The sequence below is a fragment of the Streptomyces sp. CB01373 genome (assembly GCF_002803075.1).
Classification (GTDB): Bacteria; Actinomycetota; Actinomycetes; order Streptomycetales; family Streptomycetaceae; genus Streptomyces.
This window is the reverse complement of record NZ_NNBK01000007.1, coordinates 89,676-110,274: the sequence shown is the minus strand read 5'-3', so window position 1 is coordinate 110,274 and position 20,599 is coordinate 89,676. Positions and strand designations below refer to the sequence as shown.

The window sequence follows — 20,599 nt, the reverse complement described above, 5'->3', positions numbered from 1 at the left end:
TAACTGCCGGCGTCGCCCGGATCGTGGCTCCGGATCCGTGTCAGCTCTCCCGTTCGATCCAGTCGCTGCCGCCCAGCGGGTAGTCGTAGCCGGGGCGACCGACGTCGGTGCTGGTGCGGAACGGTGTGCCGTTGTTGTCGATGTGCACGGTGCCGTGGCGGCTGCCGCTGGACCAGTCCAGGGTGAGGTCCCAGCGGACGTCGTGCGCCCTGGTGTGGGCGGTGACGTAGAAGACCTCCGGGTCGGACTCGCTGACCTTGTACGGGAAGTCGCGCTGGCCGGCCTTGACGGTCACCGTGGGACTGCCCTTGTCCAGGTCGATGTCGAAGGACTTGGTGTCGACGCCGCCACCGCAGCCGACGCCCATCGAGTAGTCGTTCCAGGCGAGCGGCACGCCCTTGGTGACGACGCGCAGGTGCAGCGCCTCCAGGACGACGGTGTCCTGGCCGGTGCCCTGGACGGTGAGGGCGACCCGCTGTTCGCCCGAGGAGACCGCACCGTACGCGGCGGCCCAGCGCGGGGCGTCCTGCTCGTTCGCGGGCGGGCCGACCTGCTCGGGTTCGCTGTCGACGAGGAAGTGCTGGCTGCACGGACTGTCGTAGACGTAGGGGCGGGTGCCGACGGTGAGCGGGACGGCGCGGGTGGGGCCCGTGGGCTGGGCCGCGCCTTGCTTGCCGCCGTCCTGCGAGGCGCCGGAGCCGACCCTGCCGGGCCCGGTGGCGGAGGCGGAGGACGATGCGGAGGGTGTGCGGCTCTGCCCGGTCGTGGCCGGGGAAGGGGCCTGCTCCTTCGCGTCGGCCGTGCCACCGATCGTGGAGGCGCCGGCTGCCTGCCGGTTCGGCGCGTCGCTCCTGTCTCCGTCCGATGACGCATGCACGACGAGCACCACGGCCACCGCGGCGGCGGCGGCCACCGCGGCGGAGGCGAGGAGCGCGGCACGACGCCGTGGCAGGGCGCGCCCAGGCGTCACGTCGACTACAACCGGCTCACTTGGCTCACGGGGCTCACGCGGTTCACCGTCCTCGCGCGGTTCGTACGAGGCCGCGGTGCGGGACGAGTCCGTTCCGGGGGCCGGGGCGACGGCTGAGCCCGACGGCGCTGCCGAGCCCGGCTCCGTCAGGGAAGCCGCGCTCACCCGCGCCGCCGAATCCGCCGCCGAGCCGGTGTCCACGGGGTGCGGCGAAGCGGCGGCGGGAGCGGGCCCGGCCGAATCGGCCCCCTCGGACGCATCCCCGGCCGGAGGCGAACCCGCGGTGGTGCCGCCCGCCCCCGCCCGTGTCGCCCGCTCTCGTTCCGCCACGGTCTGGTCCGCTCTGCGTCCCCGTGCCGCGTCGGCCAGGATCCAGCGCCGGTGCAGTTCCACGAGTTCCTGCGGCGTCGCCCGGCACACCCGTGCTAGGCGCTCCACCGGCGCGTACTCGTTGGGCACCGCGGTCCCGTTGCAGTAGCGGTGCAGCGTGGACGTGCTCATGTGCAGCCGTTTGGCCAGCGCCCCGTAGCTCAGTCCCGAGCGGTCCTTGAGCTCCCGCAGCAGTGTCGCGAACTCGTCCGTCCTCCCGGATCCCTCTGCCCCTGCCACCCGTTCCTCCGTCTCCCCGTGTCCCATTCGCGCGTTCCAAGGACACCGTATTCCCCCTGGTCAAAGCATGTTTCGGTGTTCCAGCGTCCCTAACTCCCCATCGTGCCTGGCGGTTGGGACGGATCACCCCACAAGCTCCAGCCATCCAAGCAGCACACCCACCCGAACAGCGAAGGGGCACACAGCCACATGTCCGCCAACCGAACCTCCCGTACCCGTCTCGCCCGCGCCGCCGCCACCGTCGTTCTCTCCGCGCTCTCCCTGACCGCGTGCAACGACGGAGCGGGCGTCAACGACGAGGGCTCGGTGGGCTCGTCCACGGCCGCGCCGCCTTCCGAAAGCGTCCCGGCGTCCGAGGCGCCCGCAGACGGTTCGCCCGCGTCGTCCTCGTCCTCCTCCGCCGCGCAGCCCGTGCCCGCCGGTTCGAAGCCGGCGGCGAACGCTCCCGCCACGAACGCCCCCGCCACGAAGGCTCCGGTCTCCTCCGGCAAGCCGGTCACCTGTGAGGGCTCCAACACCAAGACCGTCGCGGCTCCGCTGAACCGCCCCGTGAACCACATGCTGCTGACCGTCACCAACACCGGCAGCAAGCCCTGTTACCTCCACACCTACCCGGCGCTGCGTTTCGGCGAGGCCCAGGCCGTGCCGCCCGTCCTGAAGGACTCCAAGCCGCAGGCCGTCGTCACGCTCAGCCCGGGGGAGTCCGGCTACGCCGCCGTGAACCTGTCCGCCGCCGACGGCAGCGGCTCGCACGGCCGCACCGAGAAGTCGCTGACCGTCTACTTCCACGGCCCGTCCGGCAACGAGAGCGTGGGCGCCGGCGCCCACCCGTCGCTGCCCGCGACCGGCGTCTACATCGACGACTCGCTCAACGTCACGTACTGGCAGCAGTCGATGGACGATGCCCTCACCTGGTGACGCTCAGAAAACAGTCCAGCGAAGCGCCCCTGCCATCAGGGGCGCTTCGCCATGTCCTCGCAGTGGCGGCGCGGTTGGTCCCCTTCGGCGGCGTACTGGGCCACACAGGCGGCGATGGGGCGTGGGGTGATCCGGGCCGCGCAGAGGCAGCGGCCGCAGCCTGCGAGACTGGCGGTATGGAGATCGGCCGCAGGAACAATGTCACCGTCACCGGCAACCCGCAGGGGCGGACGGTGGTGGGAGATCCGCGGCGAACTCGACCATGCCAGCGCAGGCGAGCTGTGTGAACTGCTCACCACGATCGCTCTCCAACCCGGCCAGCGCCTCGTCCTGGACCTGGCCGGCATGGAATTCTGCGACTCCAGCGGCCTCACCGCCCTCATAGCCGTCCGAAACCATGCCCAGGCCGCCCACGCGGACACCGCACTCGCCGCGGTCCCGGCCAACACTCTGCGCATTCTGCGCGTCGTGGGTCTCGACCAGCTTTTCCCGCTCTGCCCCGACAGTGACTCCGCCACCCGTTCCTGACCCGGTGGGGTCTCACGCGAGGGAGGTCGGGATCGGTGCGAGACTGGGCACGGAAGGGGTGATCTCCGTGTCGGACCCACCGCACACGTCCGCCGGTACCGACACTGCCGTCGATGAGAATCGGCTGGAAGAGCTGATCATCGAGGCGCAGACGGCCCTGCCCGTCGAACTGCCCGCCCTGGCGAACCGGTGCGCCTCGGCCCTCGGCCTGGACACCGCTCTGATCCACCTCGTCGACCTGCAACAACGGCTGCTCATCCCACTCGACGAGACCTTGGAGCCGCTGCCGGTGGCCGACTCTCCGGCCGGCTGGGCGTACCGCACCGTCTCCCCGCGGGTGGCCCACGCCGACGACGGCGTGATCATCTGGATGCCTCTGGTCGACGGTGCGGAGCGGCTGGGCGTGCTGGCGGTGCGGGCGGCCACGCTCGACGGGGCGTGTATGCGCCGCAGCCGGATACTGGCCCATCTGTTCGCCATGCTGATCACCTCCAAGCGCGCCTACAGCGACTGGCTCGCCGCCCGTACCCGCACCGCGACCATGCAGTTGCCCACCGAGATGCTGCGGGCCTTGCTGCCACCCCGCACCATCGGCAGCAGCAGGTGCGTCTCCACCGCGGTCCTGGAACCGGCCTACGACGTCGCAGGCGACGCCTTCGACCACTCGGTGGTCAAGGACGTGCTGCACACCCTGATCCTCGACTCCATGGGGCACGATCTGACCTCCGGCCTGACCGCGTCGGTCGCCATTGCGGCGGCGCGGAACGCCCGCCGCGGCGGTTGCGACCTGGCCGACGTCGTCGGCTCCGTCGACGAGGCGCTCGCCCGGTGGCTTCCCGACCAGTTCTGCACCGGCGTGCTGTGCCGGCTCGACGCGCAGACCGGGGTGCTGCGCTGGGTCAATTGCGGTCATCCGCCGCCGCTGCTGATCCGTGCCGAGCGGGTGCTCGACGGGGCGCTGGACAGCTCCCCGCAGCCGCCGATCGGCCTGGCCGGGCAACTCGCCCCGGCAGCCCGGCAGGTCCACGAGACGAAACTGGAACCGGGCGACAGCGTGCTCCTCTACACCGACGGTGTCGTCGAGGCCCGCGACATGGACGGTGCGGAGTTCGGCCTCGACCGGTTCACCGACTTCATCATCCGCTCCTCCGCCGCCGGCCAGCGCCCGGCCGAGGTGCTACGGCTGCTCATCCACGCCATCCTCGACCACCAGCGCAACCGACTGCGGGACGACGCGACGATCCTGCTCTTCGAATGGCGCCCGCAGCACCGGTGACGGACCCTGTGCCGAGCCTTGCTCCACTCCATCTTCGACGGCACGCGCTCAACCCTCACTCGGCTTCCGCTTGGCGCCGGTCGGGACAGAGACGTTGCCGATGGTTGCGCATCAGGGCCACAGCATGTGCTTGGTCCACCCGTCGCGGGACGGCACGTAGATGAGCCGTGTATGACGACGCTCTTTGTCGCCCTGCCAGAACTCCACCGACTCCGGGCGCACCGAGTACAGCGTCCAGCCTGGTGCCACGAGGTCCGGCTCGCTCTCGACCCGCGTGAGCGACGCCTCCACCTGCGCATCCCGCTCGGCAAGGTCCGCGAGCGGTTGCGATTGCCGACCGAGCAGGGTTTCCGCCCGAGCCCCCGCGCCGCGGGCGAGGAAGTCCGCGGCGCACAGTTCAGGGCTCTGTCGTACGACCGGTCCGCGCACTCGGACCTGACGGGCGAGCGGCGCCCAGTAGAATGTCAGCGCCGCGTAGGGGCGGGCGGCGAGGTCGCGGCCCTTGGGGCTGCCCGTGTCCGATGCGAACTGCCAGCCTTCGGGGCTCACATCCTTGAGAATGAGTACGCGGGCGGCCGGATCACCGTTGGCATCCGCCGTTGCCAGCGTCATGGCATGCGGCTCCCGCACCCCGGCGCTCAACGCCTCGAGCAACCACTCGGTGAACAACTCGACCGGCGTGTCCGGTGCCTTCGACGGGTCGAACCCGGGAAGCTCGTTGGCGAAGACCTCGATGCCCCGCAGTGCCCTACGCAGGTCGGCCGCACCGGTCACGTTCCGCTCTTCAATCGTGATCGCTCAAGTCGAACTGAACCTATCAACCTGCGCAATTCGCACGTTGGTTGATGCCGATCACGCCAATGCGGCCCCAGGGGCGCCCGATGAGGTGGCCGCTATCGATGAGGGCGCCCGCGTGAACGAGAACGGGCGTACCTTCCCGCCCCGCGCTGCAACGCGAGCACACTCGGAGACCCTCGAAGGATCACCGGGAAGGTACGCCCTCCGCGCTTTCCTCTCGGCACCGATCCACGAGTTGGTGGTAGCAGCCGAGGCAGACCGGCAGCGGAGCGGAGGTCTCGCGAGGCGTGGAACAGGACGCACACGTGGTGTGCGTGCGGGCTCAGGCCGTGACGGGCTCCGAGGACGGCTCGGTCTCATGCCCGGCGGTGGGCCGGGAGGCTATGAGCCGGTCGAGGCCGAACGCGCCGGAACCGGTGAAGACCAGCAGCAGGAAGGACCAGCAGAACATCACCGACAGCTCCCCGCCGTTCTGGATCGGCCACAGGGCGGACGGCTGGTGCACATCGAAGTACGCGTACGCCATCGACCCGGACGCCAGGAACGCGGCACCGCGGGTGCCGAGTCCGAGCAGCACCAGGGCGCCGGCGACGAGTTCGATCAGGGCGGCGTACCAGAACGGCCAGGCACCGGTCGGGACGGTGCCGCCCTTGGTGCCGGCCGCGCCACCGAGGACGCCGAAGAGCGAGGCGGCTCCGTGGCAGGTGAAGAGCAGGCCTAAGACGATGCGGAACAGTCCGACGACGTATGGCTTGGCAAGGTTGAGGCGGGCGGTCATGTGGGGGGGCTCCTACGGTTTGGTTCCGGTCCGCGCACGGACCGTTCTAGAGGGGCGGAAACGGATGACGACACGTTAGGCCGACTTGATTAATGCTTGCAAGTTCAACATTTGGCCAACGCTTCGACTCCGCGACAGAGTCCGAATTCCGCCGCCTTCGCCGCGGAGGTAACGGGCGTCACCTCCCGTATCACACTCGAGGAGGAGATGGGAGCGGTATCGGCCTCGACGTCCGCCTGACCGGATTGTCTTCGTGCTTGACGCGCCGCCATGACCCGAATCCGCCGGGCGGCACCCGCTCGGCCCGTCGGGCGGCAGTCCTCTCCAAATGCCGCCTCCAGGGGTGCCTTCGTGCGAGGGATACAGGGAGCGGCGTCCGGGGAAACGGTGGCCGGTGTGCTGAAAATGGTCGCGATCTTCGCACTGTTCGCAGCCTCCCAGCCCGGGTCCGATCACGCGGCCGCTGATCATGGCTGTCGGCTTCAACCTCGGCCGCAGTGACCTGAAGTGGCTCTACGCCGGCCTCGATCGCGACTACCCCTTGCTCAACGAGTTGCGCCGCCACGGCCGTGACGTCATCGTGCCCGGCTTCGAGGAGCGCAGCGCCTCCCTCCTGGACACGCGAAGAGGTGTGCTTCGTGCCCTCGGTCAGTGCCGTCTCCGTCCGCGATATCGACGCGCAGAAGGATCTGTACGCGGACATCGACGCACTCGACCCGTCGGACAGCGATGTCGACGACTTCATCTGCTCCTCCGACACGACCGCTCATACGGCCGTCACGGAGGAACTCGGCAGCTGGCTGATCGACCGCCTGCCCGACTGACATCCCGTACGTCCAGCACACGCGCACTCTCGGGCGGGCCGCCGACGGCGGCCCGCCCGAGTTCATCCCGGCATCGAGGCTGGCGAGCGCCGGGTGCCGGCTTCCCTCTTTTCGGCTGATGCTCCGTCAGATACTCCCGGTCGCGGACCGCCGCCGGGTCCGTTCCAGCACGTCAGCAGGGTTCGAGGCAAGGATGCCTCCCCAGCGGCCCGGTCGAGCCGGTGTGCCGCGGCCGGAAAAGGTTTGAGACCAGGCCATTGACAACCGGTGTGTCCTGCGCCACTTTGTTCGCCTCTTCCCTCGTCGATGAGGAGTCGCGGATGTCTGCGCAAGAAGAAGTCCAGCCAGAGATAGAGCTGGACGAGGATGCTGCCCGTCTCGCGGAGATGGGCTACAAGCAGGAACTTCATCGCGGTATGTCCGCGTTTTCGAACTTCGCCGTGTCGTTCTCGATCATTTCGATCCTGGCGGGCTGCATCACGTCGTACGGGATCGCGCTGAAGTCGGGTGGTCCGTCGACCATCGTGCTCGGCTGGGCGGTGGTCGGTGTCTTCGTGACGTGTGTGGCGCTGGCCATGGCCGAGGTGTGTTCGCGCTACCCCACCGCGGGTGGTCTCTACTTCTGGGCCGGTGAGCTTGCCAGGAACAACAAGCGTGCCTGGGCCTGGTTCGTGGGCTGGTTCAACTTCATGGGCGAGGTCGCCGTGACCGCCGCGATCGACTTCGGGTGCGCCACGACCTGGATGGCGTTCATGAACCTCGTCTGGGGCACCGAGGTCACTGCCGGCGGTACTTTCCTGCTGTTCCTCGCGATCATTCTTGTGCACGCGCTTCTCAACACGTTCGGCGTGAAGCTCGTCGCGTTCCTGTCGAACGTCTCCGCCTGGTGGCACGTGGTGGGCGTCCTGGTCATCGTCGCCGTGCTGTGGGCGCTGCCCGAGCACCACCAGTCCGCCGGGTGGACGCTGACGGGCTGGCACAACGCCACCGGCTGGACCTCCGGCATCTACGTCTTCCTCATGGGCCTGCTGATGGCGCAGTACACCTACACCGGGTACGACGCTTCGGCCCATGTGGCGGAGGAGACCAGGGGAGCGGCCCGCAGCGCGCCGCGCGGGATAGTGATGAGCGTGGTGATCTCGGTCATCGGCGGTTTCATCCTGCTCTACTCCATCACCGCGTCGATCCAGGACAAGAGTTCCGCGGGGCTGGACAAGCTGGCCGCGTCGAGTACCGGCCTGCCGCCGGCGCAGGTCTTCCTGGACTCGCTGAACAGTCCGGGCACGGCGAAGTTCCTGCTGTTCATCGTGTGTGCCGCGCAGTTCTTCTGCGGGATGGCCTCGGTGACCGCCAACTCCCGGATGAGCTACGCCTTCTCGCGCGACAACGCCCTTCCCGGGTCGAGGATCTGGGCCAAGGTCAACCCGCGCACCGGGACGCCCACGAACTCGATCTGGTTCTGCGTGACACTCTCGGCGATCCTGACGGTGCCGGCGCTGTTCAACACCACGGCATACCTGGCGGTGACCTCGATCGCGGTGATCGGCCTTTACATCGCCTATGTCACGCCGGTGCTGCTGCGCCGTCTGCGCGGCAACGAGTTCGTTCCGGGACCGTGGCACCTGGGCAAGTGGAGCAGCCTGGTCGGCTGGGTCGCGATCGTGTGGGTCGTCGTCATCTGCGTGCTGTTCGTGCTGCCGCCGACCCGGCCGGTCAACGTGGACAGCTTCAACTATGCGCCGATCGCGGTGGCCGTGGTCGGTCTGTTCGCGCTGGTGTCGTGGTACGCGGGCGGCCGCAAGCACTTCATGACCAGTCGTGACAACCTGGAGAAGCTGTGAGGTCGTGACGCCCGCGGCCCCCGTTGGGCACGCGATGGGCCCCGATCTGGGAGAGACCTTGCTGCGGCCGGTGCGTTCGCATCACGCTTTCGAGTCGTGCGTGGAGCAGCCGGCGACCGCGGTCAGGCTGCGGCGGGTATCCGCGCGGTTCGGCGCTGCCGACCGCGCGGACCCCGGCCGAGCGCCGGGGAGTGTCGCACGCGGCTCTCCGGGAGATGATCGCCGCACCGGGGCCGCGGAGCGCGCGATGACCCGGTCGACCTGGTCGTGCCGGGACTGTGGGCCCGCGAACTCGCCATCCGGCAGCGTGAATCAGCCGTAGCGCACCCCGTATCCCTGGCTTTCCCATCGAATTACCAGGGAAGTGCCTCGCGCATGCCGCAGGCACGTGGGGCCGATCCACGCCGAGGGTGTAGCGCCGGCAACGGATTGGTTGCGGCCCGGGCTTCGAGGGGTCCTTGCCCCCGTACTCGGGGCAGTATGAGTGCGCATGAGCCGAGACCGCTACGTCGATTTCCTGCGCGCGTGGGCGATTGTGCTGGTGGTGTTCGGCCATTGGCTGATCACCGCCTTGGCCCGGGGGCGGGACGGAGCGGAGATCACCGCACCGGAGTTGCTGGCGGTTCTCCCCTGGACCCAGTGGCTGACCCTGTTGTTCCAGATCATGCCGCTGTTCTTCCTGGCAGGCGGCTACTCCGCGGGCGGCTCGTGGGCGCGCGCCCGTGAGGTGGGTGGTACGGCCGCAGGATGGGTGCGGCGGCGGGCCGTGCGGCTGCTGCTTCCGACCGGTGTCTACAGCGCTCTCGTGCTGACCGCCGTCGGGATCTCCTCGGCGCTCGAAGTGGCCCCCGGCACTCTCGCCCTGGTGGGGTGGGCGATGGCGATGCAGTTCTGGTTCCTCCCCGTCTACCTGCTCCTCAGCGCTCTGACGCCAGTGCTGCACACAGCACACCGACGATGGGGATTCCGCGTTCCGGCGGCCTTGAGCGCGGCCGCCCTGGTGGCCGACACGCTCATGCTGACCGCGCACGTCCCGTACGTCGGAATGCTCAACTACGTACTCGTGTGGGGAGTCGCCTACCAGCTCGGCTTCTGCTGGCGGGACGGCCTGCTGACCGGGCGTCGGCGGGTGCCCGCCGCGATGGCGGCGGGCGGCGGACTGGCCTTCGCGGGTCTGGTCGCCCTCGGACCGTTCCCGGTCAGCCTGATTCTGGTCACCGGGCAGATCCCCAGCAACACCGATCCGCCGTCGGCAGCGATGCTGGCATGGGCGGTGGCCCAGGTGGGCCTGTGCCTGCTTGTCGCACCCATGGCACGGCGGTTGGCGGCCCGCGAGGGGGTGTGGCGCGTGGTGCGCCGTGTGGGTGGTGCGAGCATGACCCTGTACCTGTGGCACATGTTGCCGGTGCTGATCGTCGCGGCGGCGTTCTACCTCACCGGGCTGGCCCCCGAGCCCGCACTCGGCTCCCTGGCCTGGTGGGCGCTGCGCGTGCCGTGGCTGCTGGCACTGGGCATCGTGCTCGCCGGCGTCGCGGTCGCGCTACGGCCGTTGCAAAGCGGATTGGCGACGCTGTACGAGCGGGCCTGTGCCGATGCCGACCTGCGGCGCCCCTGGCCGCTGTGGCTCGGTCTGCCCCTGGCCGTGGCCGCCCTGTCCCGCTTCGCCGTGCAGGGCTTCGCACCCGATGGCCGGTTTCCCACACTGCCCGCACTGGGGCTGACGCTGGGCGCGCTGCTGGTGATCTTCCCCGGACGAGACACACCGCGCCGCACGCAGGATGCCGGCCTGGACACCTTGCCAGGCATCGGAGCACCGCTGTCACGCGCGCCGCGCGTCCGCCTGGAGAGGGGCGAAGAACGCCTGCACGACAGCCGGAGTCCCCTCCACCGGCGTCGTCTGCTCGGCGATCCGCCCGGCGGCGTCGGAGCTGAAGGGCCGTAGTCCGTCGGCCGGCACAAGCCACCAACGCTGCGTCAGAAGGCTGACGGCGTCGTGAACGAAATCGGGTGAGGCGTCATGACCGATGTCCGAGACGTCCGGTGCTGGAGCAGGATTCTGTGCCTGTGGGGGCGGTGGCGGTGCGCCGAGCTCCGGTGGCTACTCTCGTCCTTCCGCCGATCCGGACCGCAGGGGAGCAGACTGTGCGCAACGCCGCCGTGACGTCCGAGGGAGACCAGATCCGCTGGGTCGAGCTGCCGGGGCAGGAACCGTCACGCGTCTACGTCCATGGTCTGGGTGCCACGTCGCCGGCCTACTTCACGGAGGTCGCGGTGCACCCCCTGCTGGCCGGCCGCCGTTCACTGCTGATCGACTTGCTCGGGCACGGCATCAGCGACCGGCCGACGGGCTTCGACTACACCCTGGAATCGCACGCCGATGCCCTCGCGGCGGCCCTGACCTCCGCGGGCGTTGCCGGCGCCGAGTTGATCGCGCACAGCATGGGCGGCTCGGTGGCCATCGTCCTGGCAGCCCGGCACCCCCAGCTGGTCTCCCGCCTGGTCCTGGTCGACGCCAACCTCGACCCGATCCCGCCCAGCCCCACCTCCGCAGGCAGCAGCGGCATCGCCGCGTATTCCGAGCGGGAGTTCCTGGCGGGCGGCTGGGAGGACGTCCGCGACCGGGCCGGTTCCCACTGGTGGTCCACGATGCGCCTGGCCGGCCGGGAGGCCCTGCATCGCAGCGCGGTCCACCTCACCCGCGGCTCCGTCCCCACCATGCGTGAGCTTCTGCTGGACCTGAAGATTCCCCGCACCTACCTGCTGCCCGAGGCCGACGGCCCGCTGCCGGGTGCCGGTGCGCTCACCGAAGCCGGGGTGGCCGTGGTCCCGGTCCCGGACTGCGGGCACAACATCATGCTGGACAACCCGGAAGGCTTCGCCCGCGCCACTGCCTCGGCGCTGGCGGACTGACACCAGCAACAGGCAGGCCACCCGCGAGGGCAGAGTGTGAGGCGACCGTGGGTGAGTACGCCCACGCCGAACCTGAGCCCTGCGCCGACTGCTGGGTACGGGTCTCTGCCCGGCCCGGCCGGGACTCGCGCCGGGCTGCTGTTGTGGCACCCATCGGGCGGGTGCGACGATGCAGGCCCCGGCGAGCGGAGGGACACCGACGTGAGGCACGAAGACCAACCGCCGGCCGCCGCCGCGCTGTTCGACGCGCTGGGCCCCGCCTACGAGAAGGCGTTCGCTCATGCACCCGCGCACCTGTCCGCGTTGGAGTGGCTGATCGAGCGGCTGCCACCCGCCGCGCGAACACTGGACGTGGGCAGCGGCACCGGGCGCCCCACTGCGGCCGCGCTCATCGCGGCAGGGCACTCGGTGCTGGGCGTCGACGTCTCTCCCGTCATGGTCGAACTCGCCGCCCGGCAGGTCCCCGAGGCCGAGTTCCGCTGCGGCGACATCCGTGAGCTCCCGATCGAGGCGGACTCGTTCGACGGCGTGTGCGTGTTCTTCTCACTGCTGCAGATGACCCGCGCCGAGCAGTCGGCTCTGACACTGCGGCTGGCCCAGGCCCTGAGGCCCGGCGGGCATCTGGTGCTGGCCACCGTGCCCGCGGACGTGGAGGACGTCGAGGTGCTCTTCATGGGCCGGCCGGTCCGCGCGACGAGCTTCGCGGAGGAGGACGTCATCGGCATGGTGGAGGCGGCCGGCCTGACGGTCCTGTCCCGGCACAGCACGGCCTTCACACCGGACCACCCCGGCGCCGGGCCCGAGCCTCACCTCTTCCTGTATTGCCGCCGCGACGAGACCGGGCGCTGACGCGCAGGCGAATTCCACCAGAACGTAATCGCCGTCGACCTGCTGGATGCGGTCCACGGCAGGCCGGGCGACCGCATCAGCCTGCCGTTTCCGCGAGGCCTGGGCGGATGACTCGCTGGATGCTGGTCCCTTGCGCGGACGCGGGCCGCGCCTCCCACCTTGCCTCCGGACCGTCGCTGACCTGCGCAAACACACCCCACTGAAGCAGACGGGGCATCACGTCTGCCCGGAACCCTCCACCCCAAACGCAATATGACGCAGATCACATCGCCGTGGCTTTCTTGCGCATGCCCGCACTTGATACAAATTGCCCCGCGTTCCTGTCCATCGACGGTCGCCCCCTCCCTTCTTCACCCCCACCTTGCCGCTTCCGTATGCCCTGGGAACGCCCGTGTCCTCCCCCGCGCCCGCGCACTCGCGTGGTTCCTCCCGGCCCCTCGTCGCTCTCTTCACGGCGGGCTATCTCGCGCCTTATCTGCTGCCCACCGTCGTCGGCCGCCTCGGCGACCGGCTCGGTCTCGGACCCGCGCAGGCAGGGCTTGTCGGCAGTGCCCTGCTGCTGAGTTCGGCCGCGGCGGGCTTCACGCTCGCGGCCCGCGTAGAGCGGTTCGGGCCGCGGCGCCTGGCCCGGACCGGGCTGCTGCTCGCGGCGCTCGGCTACGGCTGCGCGGCCCTGTCGGACAGTGTGCCGGTGGTGGTCGCCGGGGCGATGGCGGGCGGTTTCGGCTCGGGCACGGCCACCACGGTCGCCGCGTCGGGCATCGCGGCCCAGCGCGACCCGCACCGCACCTCGACCTGCGGACTGCTGAGCGTCTCAGCGCTCGCCGGCACCGTCTACCTGACAATCCCTCACCTCGGCACTGGACATGGGCTGCCGTTCGCCGCGCTCGCCCTGACCGCGCTGCTGGTGTGGCCGGCGACGGGCCGGCTCGCCGGCGCCGTGGCGCCCGGCCACACGGCGGCGCCGCGCGGCACGCTGCCCTATCGCCGCGCGGGGCTGGTCCTGGCGGGCTCGATGCTGTTCTGGTCCATGGCGCAGAACTCACTGTGGGGCGTGAGCAGCCGTATCGGCCTGCACCAGACTGGACTGAGCGAGGTCACCGTCGGCGCGGTCTTCGCCGCAGCTCTGGGCGCCGGGCTGCTGGGCGTCATCGGCGCGAGCGCGCTCGGCGCGCGGCTCGGGCGGGCAGTGCCGATCGGGGCGGGCACCGCACTGATCGCCTGCTGCATCGCGGTCAGCGCCTCGGCCGACGACCTGCCGTCGTTCGCGACCGGCGAGATCGCCTGGAACACCGTCTACCCGATCGTCCTGTCCTACCTCATCGGGCTGGCGGCCTCACTCGATGCGCGCGGCCGCTGGGCAGTGCTGGCCGGATCCGCGTCCTCGCTCGGCACCGCGTGCGGTCCGCTCGCCGGAAGCCTGCTGTCGGCGAGCGCCGGCTACCCGGCGATGGGCCTGGTCCTGGGCGCCGGACTGCTCCTGCTGGCGCTGCCCCTGACGGCCGTCGCCCTGCACGCCGGCGGCCGGCCACTCGTCCCCGGTACGGTCCGGCGCCGGGGTGGCGCCCCGGCCGCGGTGGTCGCGGCCGCCACGGGCACCGCATCCGGCACGGTGCCCCAAGTCGGCGCCCTGGAACAGCCGGTCGTCGAGATCGAGGTACCGCTCACCGGCCCCACGCTCGACCGGCAGGCATTCGACACTGCGGGCCCGCACGGACTCACCCCCACACAGGCGGCCCCGACCACCCACTGACCCCCGAACTTGCCCGGGAGCTGGTGCAGCAGCTGGTGCCCGACAAGTTGTGGGAGCTACGCCCCCGAGGAGGAGCGGACCGGATTCCGGCGGTAGCGGGCAGTCAGGACGGCTGGACTTGGTCGAAGAGGGCGAGGGCTTCGGCGGGGTCCGGGCTCACGAGGCGCTCCAGGCCGGCCGCCGTGATCTTCGCCCACCTGCCGGCCCGTGCCCACATCTGCTCCTCGAAGGCGCGGACGGCCTCGTCCAGATCTCCTGGGCCGGTGGCGATGGACTCGGCGAGTTCGGCGCCTTCCAGCATCGCCAGGTTCGCGCCCGCCCCCAACGGGGGCATCAGATGGGCGGCGTCGCCCAGTAGCGTCACCCCGGGGACGTGGTTCCAGGTGTGGGACACGGGCAGAACGTAGAGGGGGCGGTGGACGAAAGCGGTGCCGTGGCGGAGGAGGTCGAGGACGGGAGCGGCCCAGCCGTGGAACAGAGCCAGCAGACTCGATCGCACGGCCTCTACGTCAGCCAGGTCCAGGTGTGAGTGCCAGTCCAGCGGCGCGCGGAACTGGGCGTACACCTTGGCGTGGCCGCCGCTGTTGCGCTGGGCGACGAGAGTCCGGTTCACGCCGTACACAGCCACGCACCCGTCGCCGATCAGCCGGGCGAGGTCAGGGTGGCGGGTGTCGACGTCGTCGAGGGACGTCTCGACCAAGGTGACGCCGGTGTAGTGCGGGGTCACCGGCGAGACTGCCGGGCGGATCCGGGACCAGGCGCCGTCGGCGCCGACCACGAGGTCGAACGTCTCCTGTCGCCCGTCCGTGAACTGGACCAGTGCGCCGTCCGGGGTCCCCGGTACCATCTGTGTCACGCCCCGACCCCACTGGACGTCGAGAGGGCCGAGCAGCAGGTCACGCAGTTGCCCGCGGTCGATCTCGGGATTGGCTCGGTCCTCCGGACGGGGTCGCCAGTCGCGCAGGACGGTCCCGTCCGCGTCCAGGATGCGCATGGCCTGCCCCTCGGGGCGAGACAGCGCCTGGAACTCCGCCAGCAGCCCCGCCTTGTCCAGCGCGAGTTGGCCCAGCCCTTCGTGCAGGTCCAGCGTGCCGCCCGGGGGGCGGGCGTCGGGGGCGGGATCGCGTTCGAAGACGGCGACGGGGTAGCCGTGGCGGTGCAGGACACGGGCGAAGGTAAGGCCGGCAGGGCCGCTCCCGACCACGGCGATACGATGTCTCATGGCGATACACTGTATTTCTTCAATACGATGCATCGCAACGGAACGGTGTGACCATGACTGTGTGGGACCGGCCGGAGCCGCCGACTCGCCCTGTGCCGCTCGACCGGGAGCGGATCGTCGCCGCCGCCATCGCGCTGGCCGACGAGGGCGGGCTGGAAGCGGTGTCGTTGCGCAAGGTCGCCGCCCGGCTGAACGCCGGCCCGATGCGGCTGTACGGATACATCTCCACCAAGCAGGAGCTGTTCGACCTCATGGTGGACGAGGTCCAGGCCGAGATCGTCCCCGAGGAACAGCCCGGTGACTGGCGGGAGGCGCTGCGCATCCTCGCCCACCGCACCAGGCAGACAGCGCTCCGCCACGAATGGCTGGCCGACCTGCTCGGCGGCCGCCCGACCCTGGGCCCGAACGGCCTCGCCGTGACCGAGGCCACGCTGGCCGCCCTCGACGGCCACGCCGACATCGACACCGTCATGCGCGCCGTGGAGACTGTCAGCGCCTACTTCACCGGCGCGATCAGGCGCGAGATCGCGAACCTGAGGGCCGAACGCGCCACGGGCCTGTCCAAGCGTGACTGGCAGCGCGCTTCCGGCCCGCATGTGACGAGAATGTTGGCCACGGGCCGCTTCCCGGCGCTGGCAAAAGCCGTGTACGACGGCACGGACGTGGACGCCGAGACATCCTTCGCGACCGGCCTGGACTGGGTCCTCGACGCCGTGGCCGCCAAACTCACCCGCCCACCGGCGTGACGATACCCGTGATCACGCTCTGTGTCTCCACGAGCGGAAGGTATGTGCCGGGCATCAGCAAGAACTATCCCGAGGAGCCGTCGACGGTGGGGGCGAGGCTTGGGACGGCGCAGGTAGATGGGCTGGGGTGCGGAGGGTGGTGGTGCTCGGTCAGGACGGTGAGCAGGTGGGTGAGTTCATCCTGCTGGACGGGGGTGAGGGGGGCGAGGAGTTCACGCTGGGCGTCGGAGATGAGCGTGTCGAGGCGCTCGAGGCGGCGGCGGCCAGTGGGGGTGAGGGTAATGACGTTGCGGCGGCGGTCGGAGGGGTCGGGTTCGCGGCGGATGCATTCGGCGGCGGCAAGCTCGTTGAGGACGGCGACCATGTCGCTGCGGTAGATGCCGGTGCGGCGGCTGAGTCCGGCCTGGCTGGCGGCACCGGCCTCGGCGAGCGCGACCAGCACGGCGAAGTGCCACTTGCGAGCGCCCTCGGTGGCCAAGCGCTCGCTGACGAGCCGGTCGGCGACGACCGAGGCCCCGGCGAGCAGGCGGCTGGGGATGGCGCGCAGCCGGGCCGGGGTGGGTTCGGGGGTTGGGCTCACGGAGGATCCTCCACCTCTTGTGTTAGTGACACTAACAGTCTAGCTTCGTTAGTGTCACGAACGTTTGGGCTGCGAACGAATTCCCTTGGAGCGAAGACCGTGATCAAGCCGTTCCACATCGACATTCCCCAGGCCGACCTCGACGACTTGACCGACCGCCTCGCCCGCACCCGTTGGCCCAACGAGGTCGCCGACGCCGGGTGGGACTACGGCTTCCCGCTGGGGCGGCTCAAGGAGCTTGCCGAGTACTGGCGCACCGGCTACGACTGGCGTGCGCATGAGGCCAGGCTCAACGAGCTTCCGCACTTCACCACCGAGATCGACGGCCAGAACGTCCACTTCGTCCATGTCCGGTCTGCGAACCCGGACGCGCTCGCGCTGGTCCTCACGCACGGCTGGCCCGGTTCGTTTCTGGAGTTCCTCGACGTGATCGAGCCGCTGTCGCGCGACTTCCACCTGGTGATTCCGTCCATCCCGGGTTACGGCTTCTCCGGGCCGACCCACGAACGCGGTTGGGACGCCACCCGGGTCGCGCGGGCCTGGGCCGAGCTGATGCACCGTCTCGGGTACGAGCGCTACGGCGCGCAGGGCGGCGACTTCGGCGCGGGCATCTCCATGGCGCTCGGCGCGGTGGCGCCCGAGCACGTCGTCGGGGTGCACGTCAACTACCTGCCGACCCGGCCGGTTCCGGATGCCGGCATCGAACTGTCCGAAACGGATGAAGCCCGGCTGGACAAGGTCCGGCAGCTGATGGCGAATCGCCCGCCGTACCAGGCTCTGCAGGCCCTCACCCCGCAGACCATCGGCTACGCGCTGACCGACTCGCCGGTCGGCCAACTGGTGTGGATCGCCGAGCGCTTCGCACAGTGGACCGACCCCGAGACGCCGGTCAGCGACGAGCGGATGCTCACCGACATCTCGCTGTACTGGCTGACCGCCACGGCGGCCTCCTCGGCCCGGTTCCACCACGATGCCCCGCGAGGGGTCCAGCAGCCGTGCCCGGTGCCGATGGGTGTGGCGGTGTTCGCGCACGACATCACGCAGTCGGTGCGACCACTGGCAGAGCGGCTGTACGACATCAGGCACTGGTCGGAGTTCGAACGCGGCGGCCACTTCGCCGCGATGGAGGTGCCGGAGCTGCTGGCCGAGGACGTCCGGGACTTCTTCCTTGCCCGCATCAAGTACGACGACCGGGTCGCCGCCCGCTGAGAGGTACTGCGGGTCGCGAACCACCGGGCACCCTGGAGCTGCGCGGCCAACAGTCCGTTCGCCGCACCGTTGGCACCGACACATTCTCTGCGAGCCCTTAGGGCCTCTCGTCTGGATCATGCCGGGCTCGCTGATCCGGCCTGATCCAAACGAAAGACCCTAGCGGCTGCGCGTGGGCGGCTTACCGGTGGCCGGGAGTGGTCCGGCCATCTTGAGCGTGCGGAGCACAGGCGCGGTCTCCAGGGTGCGGAGCGCCTGCAGGGTGTCCAGGCGTTCGGTGAGGTATCGGTGCAGTGCCGCCGGGTCGGAGCACAGGGCATGGGCGGTGAGATGTACCGGTGCAAGCATCAACCGCGCCGTGGGGGAGGGGCGCCGGACGACCGAACCCCGACCAAACCGCTGACCGGGCACCGGTCACCTGCGACGACCCCGCTCCCGGACCCCGCCCGTCCCCGGCCCAGGCACCGTCAGTTCACCTGCTCCCATCAGCCACCGCGACCAGTACCGGACGACGCACCGGCAACACCGTGCTCATACTGCCCTGTTGACGCGTGTCAATGACGATCATAGGCTCCCACGCCGTCGGCTCCGGCGCGCACGAGGAACCCAGATTCCGCTTGCGCGCGGCCGCCCTTCGTCGACCCGTCGGCGGCGGGACCGGGGCCGCTGCCCGACCGCGCCACCTGCACCGCCCCGTAACCGACAACTCCGGGAGGAGCAAGTGAAAAGACGCCGTACGGCCCCCTGGGCCGCTTCAGCCGCCCTCACCACCCTCGCACTGACCGGCACACTCGCCACACCCGCCATCGCGGCACCCGACACGACACCCGCGTCCGCCACCGCAGCAAAAGACCGGCCGCAGGCCGCAGCCGACGACCCCGTGACCCACGAGGAGAACGACCGCGTCCCGCAGGGCGCGCTCTGGACACAGCACTACTTCCCCTCCTCGGACGGCAGCGGAGTCGAACTGCACGCCGACGTGCTGCGACCGGCAGGCCTGCCGGCGAACGCGAAGACACCGGTGATCCTGTCGGTGGGCCCGTACTTCTCCCACGCGGGAGAGACCGCCCCCGCGGGCTGGGACAAGGTCGGACCCTCGGCACGCTTCCAGGACTTCGTCGAAGGCGCCCGGCTCATGGAACGCGGATACACCTTCGTGATGGTCGACCTGCGTGGCTTCGGCGGCAGCACCGGCTGCCTGGACTTCCTCGGCCCCGGCGAGCAGGCGGACATCAAGGCAGCCGTCGAATGGGCGGCGAGCCGGCCATGGTCGACCGGCAAGGTCGGCATGTACGGCAAGTCCTACGACGCCAACACCGGCCTGGCGGCCAACACCCTCAAGCTCAAGCCACTGCGGGCGATCGTCTCCCAAGAACCGACGTGGAACAGGTACAACTACCTGTACAGCAACGGGGTTCCGCGTTCCAACGTGACCAGCACCCCGCGGAGTTACTACTCGATCGCGACGATGGCGCCGCTGGCCGACGACAGCGACCACTACAAGGCGAACGCCGGATACGAGAAGAACCACCCCGAGTGCGAGAGCGACAACCTCACCAACACCCAGAACCCCGACCCGAAGTCCTCGTTCTGGCGAGCCCGCGACTTCGCCTCCCGCGCCGCCGGATCCCAGACACCGCTGTTCGTCACCTCGGGCTTCATCGAGGACAACACCAAACCCGAGGAGATGCAGAAGTACCTGGCCAACCACCAGGGCCCGCAACGTGGTTGGCTCGGCCAGTGGGAGCACGTACGCGGCAACGAATCCAACACCAAGGGCCAGCTCAAGATGGGACGGGCAGGCTGGTTCGACGAGGTCATGCGGTTCTACGACCAGTACCTCCGTGGCATCAAGCCATCGGTGACCGACCCCGCGTTCTCCCTTGAGGACAGCCTCGGCCAGTGGCGCGCCCAGCCGACCTGGCCGATGACCAACGACGCGTACAAGGTACGGCTGGCACCCGGACAGTACGTCGACGACGGCGGCAAGACACAGAAGACCGTCCTGCCGACAACACCGCAGCAGCAGTCGCAGGGCTGGGACATCGAGTCCGGCGCGGAGGCCGGCTCACTGACAACCGACCAGCCGACCGCGTTCAGCGCTGATACACCCGCCAACAGCTACTGGACCTGGTCCACGCCCGCCGCCGAGCAGGTGCGGATCACGGGCAGCCCGCAGATCACGCTGAAGACGAGCGGCCAGGGCAACGTCTGGGCACGCCTGTGGGACGTCGCCCCGGACGGCAAGGCGACCATGTTCAACGAGAACGTCGCCCTGCTGCAAACCGGCGGATCAACGTCCTTCGCTCTGAAGGCCACGGACTGGACCTTCCAGCAAGGGCACCAACTGGGCGTCCAGCTCGGAACCATCACCTCGAACGGCTGGCAGAGCGTCCCCTCGGGCAAGACGGTCACCGTCTCCGACGCCCGGCTCTCCCTCGAGGTACAGGATCCCCGGTTCGACGCATCGACCCAGGGCGACCGCTCACCGTACCTGGACACCTACCTGAAGGCGAACACCACCACACTGACCGACATCGGAACCCCCACCTTCCCACTGAGCATCTCGAAGAACCGATGACCCGGTGTCTGCCCGGCACCCGCTCCCATGCGGGCGCCGGGCAGCACGGCATATCGCGTGACGACACACGCACACCCGGAGCAGGCTTGCGGCGGACTCAGCTGCCGGTACTCCCGCACGAGCCGCCCTCTTCACACGCGCTGTCCCTCGCCCGACAATGGCCCTCCAGTGCAACCTTGGGGGGATTCATGCCGGATCGGGGTGCTG

The 20,599-nt window shown here is 69.9% G+C and carries 18 protein-coding genes; 12 read left to right on the top strand and 6 right to left on the bottom strand.

Annotation, left to right across the window (positions count from 1 at the left end):
* Positions 1-40: 40 nt before the first annotated feature.
* On the bottom strand, positions 41-1,579 hold the full coding sequence (locus CG719_RS12655) for a transcriptional regulator (protein WP_234375544.1): 1,539 nt from the start codon (positions 1,577-1,579) through the stop codon (positions 41-43).
* A 189-nt stretch (positions 1,580-1,768) separates the two neighbouring features.
* Between CG719_RS12655 and CG719_RS12650 the strand changes: the two genes are divergently transcribed.
* From CG719_RS12650 to CG719_RS12640, 3 genes are all read left to right on the top strand, one after another.
* The gene (locus tag CG719_RS12650) at positions 1,769-2,497 is read left to right on the top strand and encodes a DUF4232 domain-containing protein (protein ID WP_100568683.1); all 729 of its coding nucleotides are present in this window, start codon (positions 1,769-1,771) and stop codon (positions 2,495-2,497) included.
* A gap of 198 nt (positions 2,498-2,695) precedes the next feature.
* A complete protein-coding gene (locus tag CG719_RS12645) occupies positions 2,696-3,025 on the top strand; it encodes an STAS domain-containing protein (RefSeq protein ID WP_100568682.1) in 330 nt (109 codons plus the stop codon).
* A 58-nt stretch (positions 3,026-3,083) separates the two neighbouring features.
* Positions 3,084-4,301: a PP2C family protein-serine/threonine phosphatase gene (locus tag CG719_RS12640; protein WP_199836618.1), complete on the top strand. Its 1,218-nt coding sequence runs from the start codon at positions 3,084-3,086 to the stop codon at positions 4,299-4,301.
* A 111-nt stretch (positions 4,302-4,412) separates the two neighbouring features.
* On the opposite strand, the gene CG719_RS12635 is transcribed toward CG719_RS12640, so the two are convergent.
* Both CG719_RS12635 and CG719_RS12630 read right to left on the bottom strand, forming a co-directional pair.
* Positions 4,413-5,075, bottom strand: a complete 663-nt coding sequence (locus tag CG719_RS12635; RefSeq protein WP_100568681.1) for a pyridoxine/pyridoxamine 5'-phosphate oxidase — start codon at positions 5,073-5,075, stop codon at positions 4,413-4,415.
* 346 nt (positions 5,076-5,421) lie between these two features.
* Positions 5,422-5,877 (bottom strand): DoxX family protein, encoded by a 456-nt coding sequence (locus CG719_RS12630; protein ID WP_100568680.1) that lies wholly within the window; start codon positions 5,875-5,877, stop codon positions 5,422-5,424.
* A gap of 638 nt (positions 5,878-6,515) precedes the next feature.
* Between CG719_RS12630 and CG719_RS12625 the strand changes: the two genes are divergently transcribed.
* The 6 genes from CG719_RS12625 (at position 6,516) to CG719_RS12600 (ending at position 14,054) form a co-directional block, all read left to right on the top strand.
* Positions 6,516-6,701: a hypothetical protein gene (locus CG719_RS12625; protein ID WP_376494432.1), complete on the top strand. Its 186-nt coding sequence runs from the start codon at positions 6,516-6,518 to the stop codon at positions 6,699-6,701.
* A 320-nt stretch (positions 6,702-7,021) separates the two neighbouring features.
* On the top strand, positions 7,022-8,542 hold the full coding sequence (locus CG719_RS12620; RefSeq protein ID WP_100568679.1) for an amino acid permease: 1,521 nt from the start codon (positions 7,022-7,024) through the stop codon (positions 8,540-8,542).
* A gap of 490 nt (positions 8,543-9,032) precedes the next feature.
* Positions 9,033-10,484, top strand: coding sequence for an acyltransferase family protein (locus CG719_RS12615; RefSeq protein ID WP_234375542.1), 1,452 nt, complete (start codon positions 9,033-9,035; stop codon positions 10,482-10,484).
* 200 nt (positions 10,485-10,684) lie between these two features.
* A complete protein-coding gene (locus CG719_RS12610; protein ID WP_100568678.1) occupies positions 10,685-11,452 on the top strand; it encodes an alpha/beta fold hydrolase in 768 nt (255 codons plus the stop codon).
* A 201-nt stretch (positions 11,453-11,653) separates the two neighbouring features.
* Positions 11,654-12,301, top strand: coding sequence for a class I SAM-dependent methyltransferase (locus CG719_RS12605; RefSeq protein WP_100568677.1), 648 nt, complete (start codon positions 11,654-11,656; stop codon positions 12,299-12,301).
* Between the two features lie 391 nt (positions 12,302-12,692).
* Complete coding sequence (locus CG719_RS12600; protein WP_100568676.1) at positions 12,693-14,054, top strand: MFS transporter; 1,362 nt, start codon at positions 12,693-12,695, stop codon at positions 14,052-14,054.
* A gap of 103 nt (positions 14,055-14,157) precedes the next feature.
* Here the strand turns inward: CG719_RS12600 and CG719_RS12595 are convergent, their stop codons facing one another.
* Entirely contained in the window at positions 14,158-15,276 is a 1,119-nt protein-coding gene (locus tag CG719_RS12595; RefSeq protein WP_100568675.1) for an FAD-dependent oxidoreductase, read from the bottom strand.
* A gap of 53 nt (positions 15,277-15,329) precedes the next feature.
* On the opposite strand from CG719_RS12595, the gene CG719_RS12590 reads away from it, so the two are divergent.
* Complete coding sequence (locus CG719_RS12590; protein ID WP_100568674.1) at positions 15,330-16,022, top strand: TetR/AcrR family transcriptional regulator; 693 nt, start codon at positions 15,330-15,332, stop codon at positions 16,020-16,022.
* Positions 16,023-16,086: 64 nt separating this feature from the next.
* Here the strand turns inward: CG719_RS12590 and CG719_RS12585 are convergent, their stop codons facing one another.
* Entirely contained in the window at positions 16,087-16,602 is a 516-nt protein-coding gene (locus CG719_RS12585; RefSeq protein ID WP_100568673.1) for a MarR family winged helix-turn-helix transcriptional regulator, read from the bottom strand.
* Positions 16,603-16,701: 99 nt separating this feature from the next.
* On the opposite strand from CG719_RS12585, the gene CG719_RS12580 reads away from it, so the two are divergent.
* The gene (locus tag CG719_RS12580) at positions 16,702-17,811 is read left to right on the top strand and encodes an epoxide hydrolase family protein (protein WP_100568672.1); all 1,110 of its coding nucleotides are present in this window, start codon (positions 16,702-16,704) and stop codon (positions 17,809-17,811) included.
* A 159-nt stretch (positions 17,812-17,970) separates the two neighbouring features.
* On the opposite strand, the gene CG719_RS12575 is transcribed toward CG719_RS12580, so the two are convergent.
* The gene (locus CG719_RS12575) at positions 17,971-18,159 is read right to left on the bottom strand and encodes a hypothetical protein (RefSeq protein ID WP_199836617.1); all 189 of its coding nucleotides are present in this window, start codon (positions 18,157-18,159) and stop codon (positions 17,971-17,973) included.
* Positions 18,160-18,532: 373 nt separating this feature from the next.
* Here CG719_RS12575 and CG719_RS12570 point away from each other — a divergent pair, with 373 nt between their 5' ends.
* Positions 18,533-20,392: a CocE/NonD family hydrolase gene (locus CG719_RS12570; RefSeq protein ID WP_100568671.1), complete on the top strand. Its 1,860-nt coding sequence runs from the start codon at positions 18,533-18,535 to the stop codon at positions 20,390-20,392.
* The last annotated feature ends 207 nt before the right edge of the window (positions 20,393-20,599 follow it).

What these genes read in the sequence shown, in the direction of transcription:
- CG719_RS12650 (WP_100568683.1), top strand. Translation starts at nt 1,769, where the DNA reads ATGTCCGCCAACCGAACCTCCCGTACCCGTCTCGCCCGCGCCGCCGCC.
- CG719_RS12645 (WP_100568682.1), top strand. Translation starts at nt 2,696, where the DNA reads ATGTCACCGTCACCGGCAACCCGCAGGGGCGGACGGTGGTGGGAGATC.
- CG719_RS12630 (WP_100568680.1), bottom strand. Translation starts at nt 5,877, where the DNA reads ATGACCGCCCGCCTCAACCTTGCCAAGCCATACGTCGTCGGACTGTTC.
- CG719_RS12620 (WP_100568679.1), top strand. Translation starts at nt 7,022, where the DNA reads ATGTCTGCGCAAGAAGAAGTCCAGCCAGAGATAGAGCTGGACGAGGAT.
- CG719_RS12615 (WP_234375542.1), top strand. Translation starts at nt 9,033, where the DNA reads ATGAGCCGAGACCGCTACGTCGATTTCCTGCGCGCGTGGGCGATTGTG.
- CG719_RS12595 (WP_100568675.1), bottom strand. Translation starts at nt 15,276, where the DNA reads ATGAGACATCGTATCGCCGTGGTCGGGAGCGGCCCTGCCGGCCTTACC.
- CG719_RS12590 (WP_100568674.1), top strand. Translation starts at nt 15,330, where the DNA reads ATGACTGTGTGGGACCGGCCGGAGCCGCCGACTCGCCCTGTGCCGCTC.
- CG719_RS12575 (WP_199836617.1), bottom strand. Translation starts at nt 18,159, where the DNA reads ATGCTTGCACCGGTACATCTCACCGCCCATGCCCTGTGCTCCGACCCG.